This window comes from Paraburkholderia sp. PGU19, from assembly GCF_013426915.1.
GTDB lineage: Bacteria > Pseudomonadota > Gammaproteobacteria > Burkholderiales > Burkholderiaceae > Paraburkholderia.
Genome location: NZ_AP023183.1, coordinates 801,147 through 825,471, shown reverse-complemented (window position 1 = coordinate 825,471; position 24,325 = coordinate 801,147). Strand labels below are relative to the sequence as shown.

Below are 24,325 nucleotides of genomic sequence, written 5' to 3'. Positions count from 1 at the left end.
CTCATAGATTGGGATAATTCGGCCCGCCGCCGCCTTCGGGCGTGACCCATACGATGTTCTGCGTCGGGTCCTTTATGTCGCAGGTCTTGCAATGCACGCAGTTCTGCGCGTTGATCACCAGGCGGTCGCTGCCGTCACCGTCCTTCACGAATTCGTAGACGGCGGCGGGGCAAAACCGGCTCTCCGGACCCGCATACGTGCGCAGATTCACATTCACCGGCACGCTCGCGTCCTTGAGAGTCAGGTGAGCCGGCTGGTTCTCCCCGTGGTTCGTGTTCGAGATAAACACCGAGGACAGCCGATCGAACGTCAGCTTGCCATCGGGCCTCGGGTAATCGATCGGCTCGCATTGCGACGCTGGTTTCAACATCTCGTGGTCCGCATGCTTGTGATGCAGCGTCCACGGCACATTGCCGCGCATCATCTTTTGCTCGACCCCGACCATCAGCGTGCCGAGATACAGCCCCTTCGCCATCCACTGCTTGAAGTTACGCGCGCGATACAGCTCCCGATACAACCAGGATTGCATGAATGCGTGGGGGTACGTGGCGAGTTCGTCGGCCCGGCGGCCGGTGCGCACCGCGTCGAACGCGGCTTCGGCAGCCAGCGTCCCGGTCTTGATCGCCGCATGACTGCCCTTGATACGCGATGCGTTCAGAAAGCCCGCTTCGTCGCCGATCAGTGCCCCGCCAGGGAATACGAGCTTGGGCAGCGACATGAGGCCACCGGCCGTGATCGCGCGCGCGCCGTACGACACACGCTTGCCGCCTTCGAGGAACGTATGGATCGACGGGTGCGTCTTGTAGCGCTGAAACTCCCCGAACGGCGACAGATAGGGGTTCGTATAGCCGAGGCCTACCACGAAGCCCACCACCACCTGATTGGCGTCCATATGGTACAGGAACGAGCCGCCGTACGTGTCCGGCTTTAGCGGCCAGCCGGCCGTATGGATGACGAGGCCCGGCTTGTGCTTCGCGGGATCGATTTCCCACAGTTCCTTGATGCCGACGCCGTAAGCCTGAGGATCCGCGTTCTGGTCCAACCCGTACTTCGCGACCAACTGGCGACCGAGATGACCACGACAGCCTTCAGCGAACAGCGTGTACTTCGCGTGCAACTCCATGCCGAGCTGGAAGTTATCAAGCGGCTCGCCGTCCTTGCCGACACCCATGTTGCCCGTTGCGACGCCCTTCACCGAGCCGTCGTCGTGATAGAGAAGTTCGGCAGCAGGGAAGCCCGGGAAGATCTCGACGCCCAAGGCTTCCGCCTGCTGCCCGAGCCAGCGCGTGACGTTCCCGAGCGAAACCACGTAGTTGCCATGGTTCTTGAAGTTGCCGGGGAGCATCCAGCCAGGCGTTTGAAACGCGCGTTTCTCGGACAGAAACAGGAAGCGGTCCTCCGTCACTTCGACGGAGAGCGGCGCGCCCCTTTCCTTCCAGTCGGGGAGCAACTCCGCGAGCGCACGTGGATCCATTACCGCCCCAGACAGAATGTGGGCACCAATCTCGGATCCCTTTTCCAGTACGCACACGCCGATCTCGGTGCCATTGTCGGCAGCCAACTGCTTGAGTCGGATCGCGGCCGAAAGACCGGCAGGGCCGCCGCCGACGATCACGATGTCGTATTCCATTGAATCGCGCGGGCCGTACTCGCCGACAAGCGTGTCGCTGGGCATTTTGCCTTCCTCACTACTCGATTATCGTGTCACTGCTTAGACTTGATAGGTGACCGTAGGCTCAAGCTACCGCCTTGACCATATCCTCGATGGTTTTCTTCGCATCGCCGAACACCATCATCGTCTTGTCCATGTAGAAGAGATCGTTGTCGAGACCGGCGTAGCCCGCCGCCATCGAGCGCTTGTTCACAATCACCGTGCGCGCCTTGTACGCCTCGATGATCGGCATGCCCGCGATTGGCGACTTCGGATCGTTCTTCGCCGCCGGATTCACCACGTCGTTCGCACCGAGCACCAGCACCACGTCGACCTGGCCGAACTCGCCATTGATGTCCTCCATCTCGAACACCATGTCGTACGGCACTTCGGCTTCCGCCAGCAGCACGTTCATGTGACCCGGCATCCGTCCGGCCACCGGGTGAATCGCATACTTCACCTCGATGCCCTTCTCGACCAGCTTGTCCGTGAGTTCCTTCAGTGCATGCTGCGCGCGCGCCACCGCCAGACCGTAACCCGGCACGATCACGACTGTCTCCGCGTTGCCAAGCATGAACGACGCATCATCGGCCGAACCGGATTTCACCGGACGCTGTTCTGCCGCGCCGCCCGCCGCCGCCGCGCCCGCCTCGTTGCCGAAGCCGCCGAGAATCACGTTGAAGAACGAGCGGTTCATCGCCTTGCACATGATGTACGACAGGATCGCACCGGATGAGCCCACCAGCGAGCCCGCGATGATCAGCATCGGATTGTTCAGTGAGAAGCCGATGCCCGCCGCCGCCCACCCCGAATACGAGTTCAGCATCGACACCACCACCGGCATGTCCGCGCCGCCGATCGGGATGATGATCAAGACACCCAGCACGAACGCGATCAGCGTCATGATGATGAACGGCAGCCACGACTGCGTGAGGAAGAAGATCACGCCGAAGCCGATCATCGCGATCGCCAGCATCAGGTTGATCAGATGCTGGCCGCCGTACACCACCGGCGCGCCCTGGAAGAGCCGGAACTTGTACTTGCCCGAGAGCTTGCCGAACGCGATCACCGAACCGCTAAAGGTGATTGCGCCGACGAAGGTGCCGATAAAGAGTTCGACGCGGTTGCCGTACGGCAGGAAGCCTGGAATGCCCTCCTCCACGCCCAGCCCGAACGCGGCCGGTTCCGACACCACCGCATAGGCGATACACACGGCAGCCATACCGATCAGCGAGTGCATCGCCGCGACCAGTTCCGGCATCTTGGTCATCTCCACGCGCGCGGCGACAAACGCGCCAACCGCGCCGCCGACCACCAGCCCGACCAGCAGCAGGCCAAGCCCCAGCCCGAGATTCGAGCCGAGCGTGGCCGCCTGTTTGGAGATCAGCGCGATGGTGGTGAGGATCGCAATTGCCATCCCAACCATGCCGAAGGTGTTGCCGGTGCGCGCCGTCTTCGGATTGGACAGCCCCTTGAGCGCCTGGATGAAGCAGACCGACGCGACCAGATAAAGCAGCGTGACAACGTTCAGACTCATTATCCGTTCCCCTTCTGGTCGCCAGCGATTTTCTTCGGTCCTTTCTTGCGGAACATCTCCAGCATTCGCCTCGTCACCAGGAATCCGCCGAACACGTTGACCGCCGCGAGCGCGACAGCGAGCGTGCCGAAGAACTTGCCCGGCGCGCCGAGCGTCAGCCCCGCGGCCAGCATTGCGCCGACGATCACGATCGCCGAGATCGCGTTGGTCACCGCCATCAGCGGCGTGTGCAGCGCGGGCGTGACGTTCCAGACCACGTGGTAGCCGACGTAAATCGCCAGCACGAAAATGATCAGATTAATGACGGTGTGGTTGATGACTTCCATCGCCGTTCTCCGTTAAGACTTGCGCGTGACTTCGCCGTCCCGGGCCAGCAGCGTGGCCGCGACGATGTCGTCCGCGAGATCGATGTTCAGGGCGCCGTCCTTCGTGATGATCAGCTTGAGGAAGTCGAGCAGGTTGCGCGCGTACAGGGACGACGCATCGGCGGGCACCATCGAGGCCAGATTCGTATGGCCGACGATCGTCACGCCGTGTTTGACCACGACCTGGTCCGCGTCGGTGAGCGGGCAGTTGCCGCCGCGCCGGCCTTCATACTCGGCGCCGCGTCCGGCGGCGAGGTCGATCAGCACCGAGCCCGGTTTCATCGCCTGCACGGTATCAACGGAGATGAGCGTCGGCGCGGCGCGGCCCGGGATCAACGCGGTGGAGATCACCACGTCCGCCTGTTTGGCCCGCTCGTGCACCAGCGCCGACTGGCGCGTGAGCCACGAAGGCGGCATCGGCCGCGCGTAGCCGCCGACGCCCTGCGCGGCTTCGCGCTCCTCGTCGGTTTCGTACGGCACGTCGAGGAATTTGGCGCCGAGCGATTCGATCTGCTCCTTGACGGCCGGACGCACGTCGGATGCTTCGATCACGGCACCCAGGCGCTTGGCAGTCGCAATCGCCTGCAAGCCCGCCACGCCTGCGCCGAGGATCAGCACGCGCGCCGCTTTCACGGTGCCCGCAGCGGTCATCAGCATCGGCATGAAGCGCGGATAGAGCGTCGCGGCCAGCAGCACAGCCTTGTACCCGGCGATGTTGGCCTGCGACGACAGCACGTCGAGGCTTTGCGCGCGCGTGGTGCGCGGCGCGGCTTCGAGGGCGAACGCGGTAACGCCGGCCGCGGCCAGCTTTGATGAGTTTTCGGTATTGAACGGATCAAGCATGCCGACGAGCGTCGCGCCGCGCTTGAGCAACGGCAATTCGGCGTCAGTCGGCGACTGGACCTTCAGGACGAGATCCGCGCCGAACGCCGTCCCGGTATCGACGATTTCCGCGCCGGCAGCTGCAAAGGCCTCGTCTTGAAAGCTTGCTGCTACCCCGGCACCGGTCTCGATAGTGACCCGATGGCCTTGCGCCCCGTACTCCCTAACCGTTTCCGGCGTTGCGGCGACGCGTGTTTCGCGCGCATGCGTCTCGGCAGGCACTCCGATGTGCATTGTGTCTCCGTTTTCGTTTACGTTTTCGTTAGTGAAAATGCATCAGCACCGATCGAGCTGGAGCAGCGACTCGGCGCCGGTCGACTCGGAAGTCAGTTGGATGAACAACTCGACGGTCAATAAGATTTCGGCAATCCGAGGACCTTTTCCCCGATGAAACTGAGTGCTAACTGAATCGAGATAGGGGCAATGCGAGGCAACATTGCTTCGCGGAAATACCGTTCAACGTGATATTCCTTTGCATACCCCATACCGCCGTGGGTCAATACGGCGGTCTCACAGGCCCGAAACCCTGCCTCGGCACAGAAAAACTTCGCGGCATTAGCTTCTGCCCCGCAGGATCGTCCTTCGTCGTAGAGGAAGGACGCGCGTTGATACAAAAGAGTTGCTGCCTCCAGATCCACCCAGCGCTCTGCCAAAGGATGCTGGATTCCCTGATTCATGCCGATGGGACGATCGAAGACGACGCGCTCTGCTGCGTATGTCGATGCCCGGCGCAGGGCTGCCTTTCCCAAACCCGTCGCTTCTGCCGCGACAAGGATGCGCTCTGGATTGAGGCTGTGCAGGACATACTCGAATCCTCGTCCCTCCTCTCCAATACGATCTTCGGCCGGAATCTCGAGTCCATCGATAAATAGCTGATTTGAATCCACGGCCTTTCTGCCAAGCTTCTCGATTTCCCGTACTTCGACCTTATTACGGTCCAAATCTGTATAGAAGAGGCTCAATCCATGTGTTGTCGCCGTTGCTTCCTCAGCGGGCGTCGTCCGCGCGAGAAGCATGATCTTATCGGCAACCTGGGCCGTCGAAATCCAGACCTTCTGGCCATTCACAACATAGCGGTCGCCTTTACGAACAGCCGTCGTCTTTAGCTTGAGCGTGTTCAGGCCTGTATTGGGCTCCGTCACCCCGAAACAGGCCTTGTGACGTCCGTCGATGATCGATGGCAGCCAACGCGCTTTCTGGTCATCTGTTCCGTGAACGACGACTGGATGAAGACCGAACACGTTCATATGTATGGCCGATGCCGCCGATAGGCCTCCACCCGAGGCCGCAACGGTCTCCATCATCAGCGCTGCCTCAGTAATGCCGAGCCCGGCGCCCCCGAATTGTTCCGGCATCGCAATCCCGAGCCATCCGGCCTTCGCCATGGCGGCATGAAACTCGTGAGGAAACCCTCCATCCTTGTCACGCTTAAGCCAATAGTCATCGTCGAAATCTCGACAGATTCCTTCGATAGCAGAGCGTATGGCAATTTGATCGTCAGTAAGGGCAAAGTTCATAAGGGTTTCGTCTCGATGTGGACTTCACGTGCCGCCTGACATCGACGCACGCGCCAGGCGCATCTGATTTTTTCTAACCAAGCTCTTTGACGAGTTCCGGTACGATATTGAACAAGTCCCCAACCAAGCCGTAATCGGCGACGCTGAAAATCGGCGCCTCTTCGTCCTTATTAATCGCGACGATGACCTTGCTGTCCTTCATACCCGCGAGATGCTGAATCGCGCCGGAAATACCGACCGCGATATACAGTTGCGGCGCAACGATCTTGCCCGTCTGGCCGACCTGATAGTCGTTGGGCACGAAGCCCGCGTCGACGGCCGCGCGCGATGCGCCGAGCGCCGCGTGCAACTTGTCCGCGAGGGGTTCGAGCACCTGCTTGTAGTTCTCGCCGTTGCCCAGTCCCCGGCCGCCGGAGACGATGATCTTTGCCGACGTCAGTTCCGGACGATCAAGCTTCGTCACTTCACGGCTCGCGAACTGCGAGATTCCCGCATCTGACGCTGCTTCGATGCTTTCCACCGATGCGCTCCCGCCTTCCGTCGCGGCCGCGTCGAAGCCAGTCGTGCGCACCGTGATGACCTTGATCGGGTCGATCGACTGCACCGTCGCAATGGCGTTCCCGGCGTAGATCGGACGCTCGAATGTGTCGGCGCTGTCCACTGCCGTGATGTCACTGATTTGCGCGACATCGAGCTTCGCGGCGATACGCGGCGCAATATTCTTGCCGTACGCAGTTGCGGGCGCGAGGATGTGCGAATAGTCCTTCGCGATGTTCAGTACCGTTGCCTCGACATTCTCCGCGAGGCCATCGGCGAGTTGCGGCGCGTCGGCGAGCAGCACCTTGCCGACGCCAGCGATTGTTGCAGCGGCATTCGCTGCAGCCTGTGCGTTGTGGCCGGCCACCAGCACGTGAATATCACCACCGATCTTCTGCGCTGCGGCAACGGTGTGCAATGTCGCGGCCTTGATCGATGCGTTGTCATGTTCTGCCAATACCAGATTAACCAGATTCGTCATTTTGACAGTCTCCCTCTCACAACACCTTTGCTTCGTTCTTCAGCTTCTCGACCAGCGTCTTTACGTCCGGCACCGTCACGCCGGCGGAGCGCTTCGGCGGTTCCGCAACCTTCAGCGTCTTCAGACGCGACGCCACATCCACGCCGAGATCCTCTGGCTTGAATGCTTCAAGCGGCTTCTTTTTCGCCTTCATGATGTTTGGTAGCGTGACGTAGCGCGGCTCGTTCAAGCGCAGGTCAGTCGTGACGACCGCAGGAAGTTTGAGCGACAGCGTTTCCGCGCCGCCATCCACTTCACGCGACACCGTGGCCCTGCCGTCAGCGACAGCGACCTTCGCCGCGAACGTCGCCTGCGGCAGCCCTGCCAGTGCTGCAAGCATCTGGCCGGTCTGATTCGAATCGTCGTCGATGGCCTGTTTGCCGAGAATGATGAGTTGCGGCTGCTCCTTGTCCACCAAAGCCTTCAACAGTTTGGCAACGGCTAGCGGCTGCAGTTCTTCCTGGGCCTCGATCAGAATCGCGCGGTCCGCGCCGATCGCGAGGGCCGTGCGCAGCGTTTCCTGCGACTGAGTCCCCCCTGCTGACACTGCAATCACTTCCGTTGCAATGCCTGCTTCCCTCAAACGAACCGCTTCTTCAACTGCAATTTCATCGAACGGATTCATCGACATTTTTACGTTCGCAATATCGACGCCCGTGCCGTCCGATTTGACTCGGACCTTGACGTTGTAGTCAACGACCCTCTTGACCGCCACCAGTATTTTCATTTCTCATTCCATTCAATGACTTCGATAAATCCACCTTAGCCGTGACCCGCTGAAAGATGGACCGGGCCTCCCGCCCGCGACCGGACGTTCTCTCACGCTGCGAGCGCCGCTAGCGGATGTGGCGCGCAGCATGTCCACGGTGAAAAGAACTTGTCCAAAACAGCGGAATTGACGTCTTCGAGAGTAGGAAATATCCAGCGCGGAGAATTGTCGCCGTCAATCACATGGGCCCTAACCCCCTCGCAAAAATCTCCCACCTCTATTGCGCGCATAGCCAGATCGAATTCCATGCGGTAGTTGTCGGCAAGCGTCATTTGCCGTCCGCGCAGCAAAGCTTCACGCATCACGTTCAGCATCAGTGGAGAATGTGCCCCAAGGGAATCAAGCGTAGCTTGAAACCAGATCCGCTTAGCCGGGTCCGACTCGCAATTCAGCCCTCTCGAGAGCGATTCAATGCACCTCTCAACCGAAAATTGGGCAGCGAAGTGTTCTCGAATCAACGGAAGGAAACCCGCCAGAGAGGTGTTCGGAGCAACGTCCGATGGAGACACGAATACCTCTCTTAAACTTTGCCGAAGGTCGCTTGCATCCAGCAGATTTAAACGCTTTTCAAATCCCCGAAGGGATGAACTCGACGCATAGGCGTCAGCCAGACCGCAGCTGATCGCATCGGCGCCGGTCATCGTTACAGATGTCAAACCGATGTACAGCATCAACTCGACCGGTAGCTTGTTCAGATACCATGTGGCACCTCCATCCGGAACGAAGCCAATGCGTGACCCAAGTACCTGAATCCGGCTTTTTTCACTGACAATTCGCAGCGACGCGCATTGCGCCAGCCCAATGCCCGCCCCTGTCGCAAGGCCGTCCATCACCACCACTAGCGGCTTCTTGAGTTGTCGGAAGGCAAAAATAAGCCGGTACTCGTCGGCGATAAGCTGACGCCACGTCTTATCGCCTGCCATGGCGGCTCGATACAAGGTGCGAAGGTCTCCACCCACGCAAAACACATCGCCCGTCCCAATCATGACGACCGCCGCGATATCTCTGTCGACCCCACAGCGCTCTATTTGCAACGTCAACTCACGCACCGTCTCCGGCGACAGCGTGTTGAGCGCGGAAGGTCGATTTAGCGTAATGATCGCCACGCGATTGATGACCCGACACGCCACAGGCGACCCGCTCGAAGTGCGCCCCTCGATCCGCAAACTTTCTCGATCAACCGCCTCGATACATCGCACCTTGCTCATGATCGAACTCCCTGCCGCTCCGCTGTGATGTTCCCGTCGCCAAGTCGCACCTAAACCAAACACTCTTTCTTAACAGCCGCGCGCTCCCGAGCATTGCTCCGGGTCGCTCTATGCGGACGGGGGGCGTGCAACCTGGAGTAAACGGGCCCGGTCGGTGATGACCGGAGTAACTATAGTATGGTTGCAGACTATATGCAAGCGTTTAACATTAATGGACTTTCGTTGGTCGATGCGTGCAATTGGTCCACTCTGCAAACGTTGCAGCGGGCTACAGCGCGAGAAGTTAGCTTAGAGGCGCCGCCTCTCACGAAGAGTAAATAAACCTTCCACCGCACCGGGCGGGACCAGGACAGGGCCGATTTGCGTTGCCACGGCGTTGCGGCGAACCGGCGCCACGAATCGACGGCAATTTCGCAGTTGACGCCGCCCAAGGTCGGGCTGCATACTTGGTATTGATGCATACGATAGTCATGCAGGACATTTATCAAAACGTTCCCCGACCCGGGGACGTTCCGCCTAACTGCAACTTAAAGTCGAGAGCATCTTCCTATGGAACGCCTTCTGGAAGGAAAAGTCATCATCGTCACGGGCGCCGGCGCTGGCGTTGGCAAATGCATTGCGCTTGAAGCGGCTCGCCAGGGCGCAAGCGTCATCGTCAACGATCTCGGCGTCAACATCGACGGCTCGGGAAGCGACACCGGCCCGGCACAGCAGACAGTCGAGGAGATTCAAAAATTTGGCGGCATCGCGACCGCCAACACAAATAGTGTGGCCGAGTGGGACGCGGCACAGTCGATCGTCCAACAAGCCGTAGACGTATATGGACGTATCGATGGAATTGTGAACAACGCGGGCAACCTTCGCGACATCATCTTTCACAAGATGAGCGAGGATGATTTTGATGCGGTGATCCGCGTGCATCTGAAAGGCAGCTGGAACATGTCACGTGCCGCCGCCCCGCATTTCAAGGCGCAAGAGGGCGGCGCATTCGTGCACATGACCTCCACTTCTGGTTTGATCGGAAATTTCGGTCAGGTCAACTATTGCGCAGCGAAAATGGGCATAGTTGGCATGTCCAAGGCAATCGCGCTGGACATGCAGCGCTTCAACGTCCGTTCCAACTGCATCGCCCCGTTCGCATTCACTCGTATGGTTGGAACCATTCCCACCGACACCCCGGAGGGTATCGAACGCACAAAGATCAACATGCGCATGGAAGCGGCCAAGATCGCCCCGTTCGCCTGCGCCCTCCTGACGGACGGCACAAAGGACGTCACCGGTCAGATATTCGGGGTGCGCAGCAACGAAATCTATCTGTTCTCGCAGCCTCGCCCCGTCCGAACGGCGCACGCCAGCGATGGATGGACCGTCGACAGTTGTGTCCAGCGCGCTATTCCGATGCTGCGTGGATCGTTCTCTCCGCTGGACCGGTCACGCGACGTGTTCACATGGGATCCGGTCTGAACTCTGGAAGGACAGTGACCTATGAACCTCGAAAGATTACTTGCCAAGCGGTTTTCACCTATTGCCCAGCACATTAGCCCGCAGGATTGCATTCTCTATTCGCTCGGCATAGGTGTCGGTGCAGCGCCGGCCGACAGGAATCATCTGCAGTTCACCTACGAGGATGGGCTGAAAGTGTTCCCTTCCATGGTTAACGTAATCAGCCATCCAGGGGCCTGGCTCAAGGAACCTGAGTTGGAGGTGGATTGGGTCAAGATTTTGCACGGCGAACAGTCATTCACGATTCACCGCCCTCTCGAGCCTGGGAAGACTTTCGTCGGCACCTATCGGATCAGCGGCGTCATTGATAAGGGTGCCGGCAAGGGTGCCATGCTGTACCTCGAAAAACAGCTTCGCGAAAAGGATCACGAAGACATAGTCAGCACAGTCACCTCCACATATGTCTTGCGCGGGGACGGGGGGTGCGGGAGCACCCTTGCCAACGCACCGCCGGTCCACTCGATCCCGGAGCGTCCGGCAGATTTTCAATGTACCGTCGAAACGCTGCCCCAAGCTGCCCTTATCTACCGCCTGTCGGGTGACTACAACCCGATTCATGCGGACCCTGAACTAGCCAGGAAGGCCGGCTTCGAGCGGCCCATCCTACACGGGCTATGCTCGTTCGGTGTCGCCACGCGGGCCATTTTGCAAACATGCTGTGACAACCGCCCCGAACGGCTACGCGCCATGCAATTGCGTTTCTCGGCGCCTGTTTACCCTGGGGAGACGGTTATCACCGAAATTTGGCGAGACAGTGGAATCGCCAGCTTCCGGTCGCGCGTGGCCGAGCGGGATGTTGTTGTTCTCAACAACGGACGCGCCGAAGTTGACGCTGCGTAATTCCCATCAACCGTGACCACGTGCGACGGCTACTGATGACACAGAACAACGGCTAGAGGAAGGCTACGGACGACTTCCCGCCCTTGGCCAGCTGTCGTCCGAATCTTCCGGGTCAAATGAGGAACTGAAAATGCTCGAATACGTCAAGTTCACTGTTAATGACCGTATTGCAACCATCACGCTGGACCGGCCTGAAGCGCGTAATGCTTTAAACCCGGAACTAACGGGCGAGCTGATTCAAAAGATACGTCTGGCCAGCGCCGATCCACAGGCCAAGTGCATCCTGATTCAGGCAGAAGGGGAAAGTTTTTGCGCGGGCGGCGACGTGAAAGGTTTTAGCGAACTTCTGCATCTTTCCTCGGAAAGGCGTTTCGATGCCTTCGAACAAAAACTTTTGGTCGGCAACCGGCTACCTAAGGTAATTCTCGAATCGCCAAAACCGATCGTCGTTGCTACGCGTGGAGCAGTCGCCGGCGCAGGGCTGTCGCTTTGCTTGGCGGCCGATTTCGTCATCAGCGCCGAGAGCACGTACTTTATTGCCGCACATATTCTTGTTGGTCTTTCATTGGACTGTGGTCTGAGCGGAATGCTTACGGCAGCGATGGGCATCAAGACCGCGAAGCGCCTTGCGCTGCTCGGCGAGCGCTTTGGGGCTAAAGAGGCCATGGATTTAGGCATCGTCACCCAGGTGGTAAGTGAGACGGACCTCCAGGACGTCACCCAAAAGCTCGTAAGGCGCCTGAGTGCGGGCCCCGCCACCGCGATGGCGAAGACAAAGGATCTTCTCAATCACGCGGTGTACCGCAGTTTGAATGACCAGTTGGCAGAGGAAGCGACCGCGATTGCCGAATGTGCCGCCACGGAAGACTTTCGCAAGGGGATCGAGGCCGCCTTGGGAAAACAGCGGCGCGACTTCGACTGAATGGTTTCGCATTCCTGCGGATATCGTCTGCGATAGCGCGCTGGATGGTAAGCGCATCCACAGGCGACCACGTCGCCCGTGGTACGTCGCCCACCGAAACTAATACGACTTATTTCTGCGAGCCTAAGACAACATGACCAGCGATCAGCTTGAGGCTAACAAGCAAGTAGCACTCCGCTTCCTCGCGCTTGCCTTCGGAATGAAAATGCAAGATGCAATGTCATTGCTATGTGATGATGGAACCTGGTGGGTCATCGGCGACCCCGCGCGGGTCAAAGTTGCGGGCCCCAAGGACACTGTACGAACGCGTCGCATGATGAGCAATATGCATAAAGTATTGCCGCGGGGTATGCAACACCGGGTTCTGGGCGTCACTGCCGAATCTGATCGAGTCGCAGTTGAGTTGGAAGCCGAAGGCGAGTGGCACGATGGCAGGACATACCGCAATACGTATCACTTCTTGATTCAAATCCGGGATGAAAAGGTGTCGTCTATTCGAGAATACATGGATCCGATGCAAATTCCGGACTAGCAAGATAGTTGAACGGGTTTTGTTTCGAGTCACTGCATGCCGCGCATTTTCGCAAACTTGCCACCAGCTTTCGTTCTTACTGCAGAGTACGATCTGCTATGCACCGATGGCGAGCGATATGCGCAGAGACTCTCCAAAGCCGGCGTTCCAACCGCGCCCAAGCGCTACGACGGCACGAATACACGGGTTTCTCACGATGGATGGAGGATTGCATCATTCGGTCAGCGCGATGAAAGACATTGCTGACTTTGTTTCACTGATCATTGAGTCGTCATCCGCTTCCGCGATCGAACAATGATTGACCGCAACGGAACCGCAACCATGCTCTGTCGGGGAGCGGCCGTTTTTGCTCCGACCTGAGACCGGCAACGGAGCCCTCGTACGGAAGGGAAGCCTATCAGCACCAAACGGACCGGGCCGGTATCGACCTGGCAAATCTCTGTATCGGCCATGCTACGATCAAGCGTCGCCACCCGAGAAGGTTTAAACGGCGCGGACGTGGCAACGTGTAGGACGACGAATCTCCACCGGCTTCGTCGAAATCGTCGATTTACCGAATAGTTGGCCGTCGAATGTGCAAGAGCCAGCATATCCGCTGGAGTCGCGTGGGAGCACACAGTGTCGCGCAATATGCCGTGCGCTGGCTGCTATCCGACGAAGCCGATTTCGTGACCGGCACCGTGATGATCGTCGACGGCGGCCTGATCGCAGCCTGATACCCAACGCTTGCATTCAGATATTATAGGAGGTCATATGGGGCATATCCTGGTTACCGGCGGCAGCGGAAATATCGGGATGTACGCGGTCGCCGAGTTCGTGCGACGCGGGCACGAGGTGACGGTTCTCGATCAAAAGAGCGAAGCGCCGATGCTGACCGCCATCGCGCCGGATGCGGACATCGTTGCGGGAGACATTCTGGATGTCGACCTCCTAGCGAATCTCGTCAGGGATCGGAAGATAAGCCACATCCTTCATCTGGCCGCCTATCTCGGGCCGGAATCGGTTGCTTTCCCTGTGAAGGCGATCGACGTGAACTGTCGCGGTACGGCGAACATATTCGACGTGGCGATGGCACAAGGGGTAGAACGGGTGTGTTGGAGTAGCTCGATCGCCGCTGTAGGCACCTTGACCGATTATGACGGCAGGCTGACCGACGAAAACTACCGGATCGCACCAACCACGACCTATGGCGCCAGCAAATATTATGGTGAGCTCATGACCGCCATTTATCGCGAGCGCGGTCTCGATGCCACCTGCGTTCGCGTCGCGTTCGCCTTCGGCCTCGGCAAGCTGACGGGAAGCTGGGGCGCCAATTACAATCGGATCATTTACAATGCCGCCGTTGGTCGCTCGTCCAGATTTCCGTCATGGGCGAAAACGGGCATTCAGATGATCTATAATAAGGATCAGGCCAAATTGTGCGTGGATGCGACGCTTGCGCCAAGATCCGAACACTGGCTGTTCAACACTCCGACCGAAAAGGTTTTTTCCGAAGACGAGGTTATCGCGATCATTCGAGACATAGTGCCCGATTGCGATATTATTCGGGATCCACAACCGCCCTATGGCTCGGCCTTTCCACCGAATGTCGATGGTAGCCGCGCCGTCAAGGAGTTCGGCTTCTCGCCGGATTATACCGTGCGTAATGCGATCGCTGAAATGGTGGATTATTACCGGCGCTATCCGGAAAGCGGTTCTCTCGGCTGAAGGCCATAAAATCGTCGCGAGCCGTCCGGCCTGCCACCGCTGATTGTGAACGGGGACGGGTTGGTCTGGTGAAAGCACGAACCGGAGGTCCTGCGGATTCCGATTGTGCTCGACTGTACTGTTACGGTTACAGATGTGCGCGCAAAAAATCCACCACCTGATTCGCGATCTGATGATGAATCGCCGGACGATCGAATCCCGGCGCGTCCTGGCAAATGAGCGGCGTATCGGCCGCAATCTGCGGCGGGCAGGGATCGACGAACACGAAGTGGCCCGGAACGACATGCTGTTGCGGCGTCACCGGCAATCCGGACGCGACGGCTAGCGCATTGCGTGGCGCGCTGAGTGAAGCCTTCTTTCCGGTCGATACAGTAGCACCTGGATGCGTATGGCCAAAAAGCCTGGCGCGGTGAACATTACCGCGAGCGGATCCATTAGCACCAGCGCGTTCAGGCGCGGCTCGATCGGCGGACGCCAGGCGGCAAGATCTGCGGATACTATGAGCGTCGGGTTCGCGACGGTTGACGATCCCGCTTCCATCTCAGCGGTCCGACGACGCCCGCATGAGCCGGCATCGTCATGGGTCGCGCAGAACGCGTTTGCAAAGGCAAAGTCATCAGCCAGCATCTGTTCGGCCGCGTCCCGCTCGGCGGTGCCCGTCGCCAGCGTCACCTGCGCGTTGGCTACCAGGCCGTGCCGGTTGTCGGTCAGCACGTGGCCCATATAACAGAGCATCGCACCCGTTCCTTTGCTCTTGCGAAACAGGCGTGCCTGCTCGTCCGTCGAGGATTGGTGCGTCTCTTGCGCTTCTGTCCGTGCCAGTTGTCATTCGGCGCGGGCGGGTCGTCAGGAGGTGTGTCGTCTTCGTCTGGACTTGCCTTCGGCACAAAGCTCTTCTGCCCGGCCCATGCTGAATCAATATACCGTCGACGCTAAAGTGCTCCCCAGAAAGATGTCCACACTCGCGCGCGGTCTCGACTGTCTCGTTGAAGAGCAACAACACCACATCGTGTTTGAGCAACCGGTCGCGGTTCCTGCTGAACGTCGAGTGGTCCCACACGGTCCCGTCCATCGGCAGGCCGACGAACCAGCGGAACAGCATGTTGTAGGAAATCTGTTCCACCAGCATGCGCTCGCTACGAATCGAGTACTGCACCTGCAGCAAAAGAGCTCGCACCAGTTTCTCCGGCGCGATGCTCGGCCGACCTCCTTTCGCGTCAGCCTCGTACATCCGAGCGAAAACGTCGTCCATGCGTTTAAGCGCGTCATTGAGCCACGCGCGAATCGGACGCAACGGATGGTCCCTTCGGCACAAAATCGTCCAGCTTCAGCACCGTGAACATTGACTCGGTAAAACCGAATGGTGCGCCTGAGAAGACCGTGACCATGGATAAAAGTGGGGCCAATCTGGCCGCCCTTCAGGCCATCAACGCTGAACGGGAAATGCCCATCAAGGTCCGGCAGGTCAAGTATTTGAACAACATCGTCGAACAGGATCATCGGGCCATCAACGCCGAATCAGACCAATGATGGGCTTCAAGGATTTCCGATGTGCTCGCATCATCCTGTCAGGCAATGAGACCATGCATATGATCAGGAAAGGCCAGATGAGGGACAACGGCGTTACCCGAACCGCTGCCGATCAATTCAATTTGTTGGCTGCATAAGGAATCCTTATCATCGCGGAAATCCCTCGCCGTGCCGATCTTGTCGCGACACAACCTCCGTCGGGCCTTATCGGTCATTCGATGCGCCCTGTCAGCGTTTCGGGGCGAGCCGTTCGATGATGCGCATGTCGGTGTTATTGTCCGGCCCAACCGCCTTGAAACAGACATGGTCGGCCCCGGCGTCGAAATGTTCCTGAATGCGCTTGCGGAGGGCGCTTTCATCGCCCCAGGCTATGATTGAGTCGATAAGGTAATCAGAGCCGCCATTGGTGAAGTCCGCGTCGCTAAAACCCATGGCGCGCCAAGAGTTCAGGCTTGAATCCCAGGCCGCGGCGCAACGCTAAATAGCTCTGAACCGCTTCGCGCAGTGTGTTCATCGCACACCTCCCGGCCAAGGCAAGCCCAGTGTGCGCAAGGCAGCAAGATCGACCCTCGTGTAGATCGCCGTTGTTTCTGGACGGCGATGGCGCAACAGCTCGCCTATCTCTGCCAGGGAGGCACCCTGGCGCAATAGATCGCAGGCCAGTCGATGTCGAAACTGATGCGCACCCTTGTGCGGCGTATCAACACCTGCTCGTTTCAGCGCCTGCACAACGATAGATCCGATGGCTTCCTGCCCCTGAAACTCCCCCACCGGCGCTACGCTACGCAAAAATACAGAACGACTGGTACTGTGCGGTCGTCCCTTCTGCAGGTAGTCGGCGATCGCCTCACCCACATCGGCCGGTAGCGGCATGGGACATCCCCTTGCGCCCTTACCATGCACATACAGACTTCCACTATCCCAATCGATGTCATCCAGTTTGAGCGCGACGATTTCCCCCGCGCGCAAACCCAGTCGGGCCAGCAGCAATAAAATTGCATAATCCCGGGAGCCCACGGCGCTTTGACGGTTGCAAGACGCGAGCGCTGCTTGTGCATGCTCCAATGAAATCGCACGAGGGATTGACGCCATCGACCAGTTGGCAACGGTAGGTACAGCGGCAGCCAGATCACACTTGACGGCGCCGCAGTAACGCAAATAGCGGAGGAAAGATCGCAGCGCAGTGACCATCATTTTTGCCCGCGCCAGATGCAGAGATTTTACCTGCTCCTGCACAAATGCGATGACATTAGCGGCGCGCAGTGAAGCAAGTTGTATGTTTTTACGGTCACGGAAACAGGCCGTCAAAAAGACTCGGGCAAAAGGCACATAGATGCCGATCGTCTCGGCCGAAAGACCCCGTTCCTGCGGCAAGTACACCGTGTACTCGTCCAATAAACGCCGATCGGGCGTCACCTCGACGGCAACGGTCCGCAACTCTGCGATGGCACCCTGTTGGCGCAGAAAATCCAGCAACCGTTTCAATACGTAGGTGTCGCATGATCTGGGACATCGATGACGAGCCCGATAACGTAGATAGTCAGCCCTGAATAAAGCGTTTTGTCCGTCGTCGGCGTCAGGCGACGGGCGTTGTCTGATCGACAGAAACGAACAACGCGACAAGAACGACGGTGCAAAAAAGCCGCAGCTTCCTGAAGATCATCCGCAGATTGTGGCCTGCGCCGCACAGCACCGCATGCATCGCGTCGCCGAGCGTCCCCTTTAGCCAGTTCCGGTCGAGCTTCCCGTCGGTCTTCATGTGGCCGATAGCTGGCTCGATCGCGCTGCGCCGTCTGATCATCGCCCGCAATCCTCGCGTGATGCCTCGCCGCAGGCCCGGGTGGTAGATCTTCACACCTTCGATGTCCACGCCCTTGTAGCCACGGTCGACGATGGCGACCTCCGGCGTAGCGTCACACAGGATTGCCGCCTGCTCCAGCGCCTCAGCGAGCGTGTGCCCGTCGTACGGATTGCCTGGCATTGAGCGCATGCCAACGACCAGGCCCTCCTTGTGCGTCGTCGTGATCGACACCTTCACGCCGAACTCGTAGGGTGTGCGTGCCTTGCCCTTGGCCAGACACTCGACTTCTGGTGCGTGCAATGCGTAGAGCTTGTTTTTGTCCTTTGTCTTTTGCGACAGGATGCGCTTCGTGCGCCCAATCAGTTCCTGCAGGGCCGCGCGGCTACCATCGGCGAGCGTGCCAAGCTGCCGCTCCACGTCACGCATCACCCGACCCACCCGCGAGCGCAGCGTACGCAACACTTTCTTCATGCGCTTGTACTGCTTCGCATGTGCGTAACGGCCAATCTGACGCGCCAGGTGCGGCGCCTCGCGGTTGTAGTTCTGCCGCAGCTTCAGGCCATGCCGTGCGGCCGCCTTCACCAGATGTTCGCGACACCGTTCAAGCAACCGTGAATCGGTTGGATGGGCAATCGCCTTCTGCATGACCGTAGTGTCTACGATCACGCGCTTCACACTCGAGGCCTTGATCACGCCGGCACGTTTGGCTGCTTCGATCGTCTCGGCCAGCAGCTCTTCAATGCCGGCCTCGCCCAGCCGCTTGCGCCAGCGCGTCAGGCTCGACGGGTCGATCGGCGGCTCGGTCTGCAGGTACGTTTCGCCGGTGAACACCTGCCAATACGGGTTTTCCACCCACTGCCAGACGACCTCTTCGTCGGACAGGTCAAATGCGTGCTGCAGATACAGCAGCCCGGCGATCAGCCTGGGTGATGTCGCCGGTCGCCCCTTGCGCGACACGAAGCTCTCGCTCATCGCGACGCCCAAACGATCCCAGTTGATCAGCTCGGTCAGCCGTACCAGCGGATGCTTCAGATTGATCTGTTCGCGCAGCGGTTGCCGGAAGAAATCTCCTTCAGTCACAGGCGTCTTCGGACCCATCCGCACCTCGCAGGATTTGCAGGATTTAGGCTTTAATATGCCAGGTCCCTGCAATTTCCACAACGCCAATTCAACCCCGAAGCCACGTCGCGCAAGGTCCTCCGCTTTGTTCAGGCCCAACTAGATAGCTCGCTATATGCACGTCCGTAATCGCTGGTAAAACAGCATGTGTTTGCTTGAGCCAACGGCTAAAATCAGCAGCCAATCGCGGAAATTTTCAAGCTAGTTGTCGCCTCAACGAATAAATATCAGGCGGCTTTTCTCTCCTGGTTGCGACGTTGTGGTGTGACGCTCGGGTTATCGATGCGATCGGGATTCAGATGCACGGTGTCAACGCGCTGCCAGTTGCGGGCGGGGCCTTTCCATCGGAGTGGTTTGCGCTGCCTTGCCGCCTGGTAAAGCGCAGCGCGTCGAAACAGAATGTCCTGATCGAGGTTGGCATGACGTTGCGCCGGCGTCACGAACCGGATCGCGCTGTGACGATGCTCCTCGTTGTACCAGCGCACCAGCGCGCCCACCCAGGTGCGCGCGGCGAACAGGGTATCGAACGCCTTGAGAGGATAGGCAGGCCGGTACTTCAGGGTCTTGAACAGCGACTCGGAATACGGGTTGTCGTTGCTCACGCCGGGGCGACTGAGCGACGGCATGACGCCCAGCGCCTGGAGGGTAGCGAGCATCGTCGCGCCTTTCATCGGGCCGCCGTTATCGGAGTGCAGGATCACCTGTTCGGGCTGTATCGCTTCGCGTGCGCAAAGGTCTCTGAGGACTTCGCTGGCCAGCGCGCTGCTTTCCTCGGCATAGACCTGCCAGCCGACAATCTTGCGGCTGAAGACATCGAGAAACAGATACAGATAAAAAAACTGTCCACGAATCGTCGCCGGCAGGTAAGTAATGTCCCAGGAATACAGCTGGTTCGGCGCGTCGGCGCAGACTGCGCGCGGTTTGCTGCGTGCGCGGGCCGGCCGTTCGCTGCGCCGGTGGGCGAGCTGGTTCGCTTCGCGCAGCACCCGGTAAAACGTCGATTCCGAGGCAATGTAGCGTTGCTGGTCGGCCAGTCGTGGCACGATCTGGCTCGGTGGCAGATGAGCGAATTCAGCAGAGTTGGCCACCGCCAGCAGTTCGGCGCGTTCATCGGCCGACAGCTTGTGGGCAGGCTCATGGCGGCGCAAGGTGCGCCCGTCCACCGCTTCAGGACCGGCGCCTTGCCAGCGCTGCACGGTGCGCGCGCTCAGCCCCAGCATGGCGCACGCACGTGCCTGGCGAGCCCCGGCTGCGATCGCCTCGTCGATCAGAGCCTTCAATGTCGCGCGCTGTTCGGCAGAAGTCATTCGTCCTCGTCCCCGAACAGCGCCTGATACTTTTTTGAGAGCACCAGCAACGCAGCCGCTTCCGCCAGCGCACGGTCCTTACGCTTGAGCTCGCGCTGCAATTGCGCATTGGCCTGTTTGAGATCGCGCACTTCCGGCGCGTTGGCGCGTGGGCTCACGGTGTCGCCAGAGCAGAACTGCGCACGCCACTGGGTCAGATGATGGACAAACAGGCCCCGTTCGCGACACCACGCGTTCAGTGCTTCCTCATCCAGTCCATGGCTCTGTTGCAAGGCCAGCAGGCGCTCTTCCAGAGACCAGTCTTGTGGGCGCCGTGCATCGCTAGGGCCCGGATTGCGGCTTGCGGCGTTAGACACCCGGATCCACTTCCTCAAGGTTAATACATTCATGTTCAGTTCCGCGGCAACCGCTCCTACGGAGCGGTTGCCGCGTTGCAGGGCCTTCGCCAGCGCCTGCTCTCTGAATTCTACAGAATACGTCTGTTTCGTCTTCAACCTGCACCTCTGAGTTCTCTTCAAATGATGAAAATTCAGAGGCGACAACTAGTGTGACGCCGGGGGATCGGGTTTGCCCACGGCTCGACTCTGGAGCAAATCCTTGGTCGTCCAGCGATTTGGTAAAGGAACTGATATAGGGCGCGAGCGGCCCTTCTAGCACACACCTCAACGACCACGAGCGAGTGTATGACGGCTCCATGATGAGTTCCTCCCAATCGAGATTACCTTGAGAGGAGTCAGGATAATGCCGACCACCATGGAACGAAAACGTTACCATTTGCGACGAAGATGAAACTACTCGGCCATATTTTTTTACACGGAATTATGCCGGATATAGATCATCGCCTTGCGGCACAGATGTCGGGCTGTCACGAGTTCCGATGTCATGGCTTGTCCCTCGGGGCATCAACCGGATTTTGCGAATCGTGATTCCTCTCTATTATTAAGTACTCCTTATTTAAATTCCAGGTGGATTTTTGCTTTTTTGACGATCCGAATTCTCTCGCTATGCGAACCAGTTCCCGGACACTATCGGCCGATAGTTTGCTCGATGGCAGACGTGGAGACGCCGGATGGAGGGATGTCGCCACCACCGGAATCTTTAACAGGATATCGTCGCGATAAGCGACGGTGACTTGACCCGATGCGCCGACCGTGCTCGCTGGCGCCACTACAGTAAAAGTACGGCCATACAGCGGATGGGTGGGATCAGTGACAGTAACCTGTTCCGGCCGCCCAGTTAGCAGTTGAACAGGGGTACCAAGGTGTGTGCTCGTACGAGCCAGCAAGCTTCAATGATCGGCTCCTACTTGGGCTCAAGGGAACAATGAGTGAAGCCGAACTCCATGTTCTCAAAGCGCGACTCCGAGGTGGAATTCTGAACAAGGTGAATCGAGGCGAGTATCGGTGCCTGCTACCGACCGGCTTCGTATATGACGACCTTGGTAACGTAGTGCTTGACCCAGATTCCCAGGTCAGAGAGACCATCACATACTTCTTTGAGACGTTCTTGCGAGTCGGCTCTGCCAGCCAGACTGTCAAGGTCTTCAAGAAGGAAGGCCTCCTGTTTCCATCCCGTATGCGCAACGCGAAGTTCCTGGTCTTCCAGCACCTCACTGCGTCGACGGCACTTCGCATGTTGAACAATCCGCGCTACGCAGGCGCTTACGCCTACGGCCGGAGGCACTATCGCAAACTTGCAGACGGGCGGAAAGTGCCGAGAAAGCGTGATCGCAATGACTGGCTTGCCTGTATCCCGGACGCCCATCCTGGTTACATTACGTGGGAGCAGTTCCAGCAGAACCTTACGGTTCTGGAGACGAATGGTCGTGGGTACAAAGTTGCGCGATCGTCGCCACCTCGCGAGGGAGCTGCTCTAATGCAGGGCCGCGCCGTCTGCGGACGTTGTGGCCGGCACCTCCGGCTCCGATACGCTACGCGACGCGGACGACAGGAAGCCTGGTATGTCTGCGACCGGGCACAAGGTGCTCATGGAGAACCAACCTGCCAGTCGATCGCCGGAGCACCGATCGATGAAGCCGTTGGTGCACTGGTCGTCGCGTCGATGACTCCGGCTGCCGTTGATTTGGCATGGGAGATACGCAGGGAAATCGAAGCGCGTCACGATGAAGCCGACCGATTACGCTTGCGCGCTATCGAACGCGCCCAGTTCGATGCAGATCTTGCGCAACGGCGATTCATGCTGGTCGACCCAAGTAACCGACTGGTCGCCGACACACTCGAGCAAGAATGGAACGACAAGCTGCGCATATTGGCCGACGCGAGAGAACAAAGGGAGCGTAGCCAGCAGCAGGAGCGTCTCATACTCGACGACGCTATCCGCGACCGGCTCATCGCAATGACAGCGGACTTCAAAACTCTTTGGCGCGATCCATCGCTGGCGAATCGAGAGCGAAAGCGGCTGCTAGCCTACATCGTCGAGGACGTCACACTGCTCAAACTTCCAGGCGAATGGACAACGAAGATTCACGTTCGCTTCAAGGCCGGCAAGACTGAAACCCTCACGGCGCAGAATCCCAAAACATCTGCACAACAGGTCAAAACCCAGCCAGAGGTCCTCGAGCTCATCGACAAGCTTCTCGATGACCATACATGCTCTCAGATTGCGCAGCTCCTTAATGATCGGGGCATCCGTCCCGGCGGTTGTGTCCGTCCAGGTAAGGCGAACATTCGGTTCGACGCGCTGCGCGTCTCATACATCGCACAGCGATACGGACTTCGATCCCGCCGCGACAGACTGCGCGACCGCGGCATGCTCACAAAACTCGAGGCTGCAGCTCGACTCGGCATCCACGAAGCAACACTCACCAGGTGGGTCGAATACGGCCTTGTCAAACGACACGCCTACAACGATTATGCGTTCCTCTATGAAGTCCCGGATTCCCACCTGCCTGTGAAGCACAGCAGCAGATGGGATCGACTCACTGACCGCGCGACAGCGGCGCGAGCGAGTGCAGCATCCAAAACACTCTGATCCAAGAAAAGGAGTTGCAGTATGAATCCAGCTAGTTGTACCAGAGCGCGAAGCCGGTGCGATCCCAGTATCGGCATTTGACTTTCGAGCGGTCCCGGCCGACAAACACGAACAGATTGCCGGAGACAGGGTTCTGGGCAAGCAGTGGTTCGACCAGATACGACAGGCCGTCGATGGATTTGCGCATGTCGACCGGCTCACGGCAGATATACGCACGGACATCGGCCGCGATCAGCACCGGCTACCGCCGAGCTGTCCGAGCACGAAACGCACGATGCGCTCGGCATGAGCACCGGTCAGCTCGATGCGAACACCGGCGAGCGACAACGTCACCCGGTCACGCGAAGGCGACAAAGCGTCCGCCGTCGACGGTGGAGCAGGAGTGGCTGGTGCGGCGTCCGGATGGGAAACGATAAATGCCGCGTCTGGTGTGACCGCGAGAGGGTGCGGCTCTGCACGTGGCTCGCTCGAGAGCTTCTTGCGCCACAGGCCGAAGGTACTGACGGCGAGCCCCTGCTCACGACAGAAACGTCGAAGGCCCAGTCCGCTTGTGGTCCACGCGATGACCATCTCGCGCCAGAATGCTTCGCCTTACCGGGGGCGTCGCGCGCCCGTCGGTACGGCCTCTCCCGTTGCGTCGTCCATCGCATTGCTCCGTCGTTACGATGGCATCACCTTCGCACCGCGCTCACGTGCATTCAAGACGGGATGCGCTGACAGTTACAGCTGATACAGCGACGCTCACAACGTAGCGGCCGTTGCGCTGGCCAACAAGATTGCCCGAACTGTCGGGGCGCTGTGGGCCCACGATAGGGAATTCCGGGCTGACTACATACCCGCTAGCGCGGCCGCCTAGTCAGCCCGGCTGTTAGCTGCACGCAACACACAAAGGGCAAGCAGAAGATCTCTCCGATTGCTTAGGCAATCATGAAGTGATGGCAGTAAAGGTTAGACCGTGGTTGGCAAAGCCCGACAGTGACCGAGCACCTTCGAGTGCGTCAAAGCGACGGGGAACCGACCAGCGAAACCCATCAGGGACAGCGGCGCAGCCGCAGCGAAAGTCCGAATGTACGGTTGCAATCTACCT

Annotated in this window: 21 protein-coding genes and 5 pseudogenes; 10 read left to right on the top strand and 16 right to left on the bottom strand. The window is 59.0% G+C overall.

All coding sequences use genetic code 11. The annotated features are described in order from the left end of the window. Position 1 precedes the first annotated feature (1 nt). The 8 genes from H1204_RS50930 to H1204_RS50895 form a co-directional block, all read right to left on the bottom strand. Complete coding sequence (locus H1204_RS50930; RefSeq protein ID WP_180736672.1) at positions 2-1,675, bottom strand: electron transfer flavoprotein-ubiquinone oxidoreductase; 1,674 nt, start codon at positions 1,673-1,675, stop codon at positions 2-4. 61 nt (positions 1,676-1,736) lie between these two features. Beyond that, positions 1,737-3,188, bottom strand: a complete 1,452-nt coding sequence (locus H1204_RS50925) for an NAD(P)(+) transhydrogenase (Re/Si-specific) subunit beta (protein WP_180736671.1) — start codon at positions 3,186-3,188, stop codon at positions 1,737-1,739. Beyond that, positions 3,188-3,514, bottom strand: a complete 327-nt coding sequence (locus H1204_RS50920) for an NAD(P) transhydrogenase subunit alpha (protein ID WP_180736670.1) — start codon at positions 3,512-3,514, stop codon at positions 3,188-3,190. The genes H1204_RS50925 and H1204_RS50920 overlap by 1 nt, the downstream gene beginning before the upstream one ends. A 12-nt stretch (positions 3,515-3,526) precedes the next feature. Next, on the bottom strand, positions 3,527-4,669 hold the full coding sequence (locus H1204_RS50915; RefSeq protein WP_180736669.1) for a Re/Si-specific NAD(P)(+) transhydrogenase subunit alpha: 1,143 nt from the start codon (positions 4,667-4,669) through the stop codon (positions 3,527-3,529). Positions 4,670-4,785: 116 nt separating this feature from the next. Continuing rightward, positions 4,786-5,952 (bottom strand): acyl-CoA dehydrogenase family protein, encoded by a 1,167-nt coding sequence (locus tag H1204_RS50910; RefSeq protein WP_180736668.1) that lies wholly within the window; start codon positions 5,950-5,952, stop codon positions 4,786-4,788. A 73-nt stretch (positions 5,953-6,025) separates the two neighbouring features. Next, positions 6,026-6,961, bottom strand: a complete 936-nt coding sequence (locus H1204_RS50905; protein WP_180737011.1) for an FAD-binding protein — start codon at positions 6,959-6,961, stop codon at positions 6,026-6,028. A 25-nt stretch (positions 6,962-6,986) separates the two neighbouring features. Next, entirely contained in the window at positions 6,987-7,736 is a 750-nt protein-coding gene (locus H1204_RS50900) for an electron transfer flavoprotein subunit beta/FixA family protein (RefSeq protein WP_180736667.1), read from the bottom strand. A gap of 92 nt (positions 7,737-7,828) precedes the next feature. Then, positions 7,829-8,986 carry an enoyl-CoA hydratase/isomerase family protein gene (locus H1204_RS50895; protein WP_180736666.1) on the bottom strand — a complete coding sequence of 386 codons (1,158 nt, stop codon included), beginning with the start codon at positions 8,984-8,986 and terminating at the stop codon, positions 7,829-7,831. 549 nt (positions 8,987-9,535) lie between these two features. On the opposite strand from H1204_RS50895, the gene H1204_RS50890 reads away from it, so the two are divergent. The 7 genes and pseudogenes from H1204_RS50890 to H1204_RS50860 all read left to right on the top strand — a co-directional run bounded on the left by H1204_RS50890 (position 9,536) and on the right by H1204_RS50860 (position 14,490). Continuing rightward, positions 9,536-10,450 (top strand): SDR family NAD(P)-dependent oxidoreductase, encoded by a 915-nt coding sequence (locus H1204_RS50890; protein WP_180736665.1) that lies wholly within the window; start codon positions 9,536-9,538, stop codon positions 10,448-10,450. Positions 10,451-10,471: 21 nt separating this feature from the next. Continuing rightward, positions 10,472-11,329, top strand: coding sequence for a MaoC family dehydratase (locus tag H1204_RS50885; RefSeq protein WP_180736664.1), 858 nt, complete (start codon positions 10,472-10,474; stop codon positions 11,327-11,329). A 130-nt stretch (positions 11,330-11,459) separates the two neighbouring features. Beyond that, the gene (locus H1204_RS50880) at positions 11,460-12,251 is read left to right on the top strand and encodes an enoyl-CoA hydratase-related protein (protein WP_180736663.1); all 792 of its coding nucleotides are present in this window, start codon (positions 11,460-11,462) and stop codon (positions 12,249-12,251) included. Between the two features lie 133 nt (positions 12,252-12,384). Beyond that, positions 12,385-12,783 carry a nuclear transport factor 2 family protein gene (locus H1204_RS50875; protein WP_180736662.1) on the top strand — a complete coding sequence of 133 codons (399 nt, stop codon included), beginning with the start codon at positions 12,385-12,387 and terminating at the stop codon, positions 12,781-12,783. Between the two features lie 51 nt (positions 12,784-12,834). Next, a pseudogene (locus tag H1204_RS50870) lies at positions 12,835-13,081 on the top strand (alpha/beta hydrolase); the annotation flags it as partial. Between the two features lie 195 nt (positions 13,082-13,276). Continuing rightward, a pseudogene (locus tag H1204_RS50865) lies at positions 13,277-13,442 on the top strand (ISKra4 family transposase); the annotation flags it as partial. Positions 13,443-13,536: 94 nt separating this feature from the next. Continuing rightward, the gene (locus H1204_RS50860) at positions 13,537-14,490 is read left to right on the top strand and encodes an NAD(P)-dependent oxidoreductase (RefSeq protein WP_180736661.1); all 954 of its coding nucleotides are present in this window, start codon (positions 13,537-13,539) and stop codon (positions 14,488-14,490) included. A gap of 127 nt (positions 14,491-14,617) precedes the next feature. Here H1204_RS50860 and H1204_RS50855 read toward each other — a convergent pair whose 3' ends face one another. Together H1204_RS50855 and H1204_RS50850 are read right to left on the bottom strand one after the other, a co-directional pair. Further along, on the bottom strand, positions 14,618-14,791 hold the full coding sequence (locus H1204_RS50855) for a hypothetical protein (RefSeq protein WP_180736660.1): 174 nt from the start codon (positions 14,789-14,791) through the stop codon (positions 14,618-14,620). Between the two features lie 314 nt (positions 14,792-15,105). Then, positions 15,106-15,833, bottom strand: a pseudogene (locus H1204_RS50850) (IS5 family transposase); the annotation flags it as partial. A gap of 16 nt (positions 15,834-15,849) precedes the next feature. Here H1204_RS50850 and H1204_RS50845 point away from each other — a divergent pair. Continuing rightward, positions 15,850-16,157 (top strand): annotated as a pseudogene (locus tag H1204_RS50845) (DDE-type integrase/transposase/recombinase); the annotation flags it as partial. Between the two features lie 91 nt (positions 16,158-16,248). Here the strand turns inward: H1204_RS50845 and H1204_RS50840 are convergent. The 4 genes from H1204_RS50840 to H1204_RS50825 all read right to left on the bottom strand — a co-directional run bounded on the left by H1204_RS50840 (position 16,249) and on the right by H1204_RS50825 (position 20,741). Continuing rightward, the gene (locus tag H1204_RS50840) at positions 16,249-16,452 is read right to left on the bottom strand and encodes a hypothetical protein (RefSeq protein WP_180736659.1); all 204 of its coding nucleotides are present in this window, start codon (positions 16,450-16,452) and stop codon (positions 16,249-16,251) included. 78 nt (positions 16,453-16,530) lie between these two features. Then, positions 16,531-17,496, bottom strand: a complete 966-nt coding sequence (locus tag H1204_RS50835) for a tyrosine-type recombinase/integrase (RefSeq protein WP_180736658.1) — start codon at positions 17,494-17,496, stop codon at positions 16,531-16,533. 100 nt (positions 17,497-17,596) lie between these two features. Continuing rightward, positions 17,597-18,919: an IS5 family transposase gene (locus H1204_RS50830; protein WP_180736657.1), complete on the bottom strand. Its 1,323-nt coding sequence runs from the start codon at positions 18,917-18,919 to the stop codon at positions 17,597-17,599. Positions 18,920-19,167: 248 nt separating this feature from the next. Further along, a protein-coding gene (locus H1204_RS50825) for an IS3 family transposase (protein WP_243469179.1) occupies positions 19,168-20,741 on the bottom strand; the annotation gives its coding sequence in 2 pieces (ribosomal slippage) (positions 19,168-20,285 and positions 20,285-20,741; 1,575 coding nt in all). Positions 20,742-21,570: 829 nt separating this feature from the next. Here H1204_RS50825 and H1204_RS50815 point away from each other — a divergent pair. Next, positions 21,571-23,238: a recombinase family protein gene (locus H1204_RS50815; RefSeq protein ID WP_243469178.1), complete on the top strand. Its 1,668-nt coding sequence runs from the start codon at positions 21,571-21,573 to the stop codon at positions 23,236-23,238. A 31-nt stretch (positions 23,239-23,269) separates the two neighbouring features. Here the strand turns inward: H1204_RS50815 and tnpB are convergent, their stop codons facing one another. Together tnpB and H1204_RS50805 are read right to left on the bottom strand one after the other, a co-directional pair. Next, positions 23,270-23,425: an IS66 family insertion sequence element accessory protein TnpB gene (gene tnpB, locus H1204_RS50810; RefSeq protein ID WP_180736654.1), complete on the bottom strand. Its 156-nt coding sequence runs from the start codon at positions 23,423-23,425 to the stop codon at positions 23,270-23,272. A gap of 44 nt (positions 23,426-23,469) precedes the next feature. After that, positions 23,470-23,808 carry a hypothetical protein gene (locus H1204_RS50805; RefSeq protein ID WP_243469177.1) on the bottom strand — a complete coding sequence of 113 codons (339 nt, stop codon included), beginning with the start codon at positions 23,806-23,808 and terminating at the stop codon, positions 23,470-23,472. Positions 23,809-23,980: 172 nt separating this feature from the next. On the opposite strand from H1204_RS50805, the pseudogene H1204_RS50800 reads away from it, so the two are divergent. Continuing rightward, positions 23,981-24,094: pseudogene (locus tag H1204_RS50800) on the top strand (IS110 family transposase); the annotation flags it as partial. Positions 24,095-24,325 lie beyond the last annotated feature (231 nt).

What these genes read in the sequence shown, in the direction of transcription:
- H1204_RS50930 (WP_180736672.1), bottom strand. Translation starts at nt 1,675, where the DNA reads ATGCCCAGCGACACGCTTGTCGGCGAGTACGGCCCGCGCGATTCAATG.
- H1204_RS50925 (WP_180736671.1), bottom strand. Translation starts at nt 3,188, where the DNA reads ATGAGTCTGAACGTTGTCACGCTGCTTTATCTGGTCGCGTCGGTCTGC.
- H1204_RS50920 (WP_180736670.1), bottom strand. Translation starts at nt 3,514, where the DNA reads ATGGAAGTCATCAACCACACCGTCATTAATCTGATCATTTTCGTGCTG.
- H1204_RS50915 (WP_180736669.1), bottom strand. Translation starts at nt 4,669, where the DNA reads ATGCACATCGGAGTGCCTGCCGAGACGCATGCGCGCGAAACACGCGTC.
- H1204_RS50910 (WP_180736668.1), bottom strand. Translation starts at nt 5,952, where the DNA reads ATGAACTTTGCCCTTACTGACGATCAAATTGCCATACGCTCTGCTATC.
- H1204_RS50900 (WP_180736667.1), bottom strand. Translation starts at nt 7,736, where the DNA reads ATGAAAATACTGGTGGCGGTCAAGAGGGTCGTTGACTACAACGTCAAG.
- H1204_RS50895 (WP_180736666.1), bottom strand. Translation starts at nt 8,986, where the DNA reads ATGAGCAAGGTGCGATGTATCGAGGCGGTTGATCGAGAAAGTTTGCGG.
- H1204_RS50890 (WP_180736665.1), top strand. Translation starts at nt 9,536, where the DNA reads ATGGAACGCCTTCTGGAAGGAAAAGTCATCATCGTCACGGGCGCCGGC.
- H1204_RS50885 (WP_180736664.1), top strand. Translation starts at nt 10,472, where the DNA reads ATGAACCTCGAAAGATTACTTGCCAAGCGGTTTTCACCTATTGCCCAG.
- H1204_RS50880 (WP_180736663.1), top strand. Translation starts at nt 11,460, where the DNA reads ATGCTCGAATACGTCAAGTTCACTGTTAATGACCGTATTGCAACCATC.
- H1204_RS50875 (WP_180736662.1), top strand. Translation starts at nt 12,385, where the DNA reads ATGACCAGCGATCAGCTTGAGGCTAACAAGCAAGTAGCACTCCGCTTC.
- H1204_RS50860 (WP_180736661.1), top strand. Translation starts at nt 13,537, where the DNA reads ATGGGGCATATCCTGGTTACCGGCGGCAGCGGAAATATCGGGATGTAC.
- H1204_RS50840 (WP_180736659.1), bottom strand. Translation starts at nt 16,452, where the DNA reads ATGGGTTTTAGCGACGCGGACTTCACCAATGGCGGCTCTGATTACCTT.
- H1204_RS50830 (WP_180736657.1), bottom strand. Translation starts at nt 18,919, where the DNA reads ATGGGTCCGAAGACGCCTGTGACTGAAGGAGATTTCTTCCGGCAACCG.
- H1204_RS50815 (WP_243469178.1), top strand. Translation starts at nt 21,571, where the DNA reads ATGAGTGAAGCCGAACTCCATGTTCTCAAAGCGCGACTCCGAGGTGGA.
- tnpB (WP_180736654.1), bottom strand. Translation starts at nt 23,425, where the DNA reads ATGCGCAAATCCATCGACGGCCTGTCGTATCTGGTCGAACCACTGCTT.
- H1204_RS50805 (WP_243469177.1), bottom strand. Translation starts at nt 23,808, where the DNA reads ATGGTCATCGCGTGGACCACAAGCGGACTGGGCCTTCGACGTTTCTGT.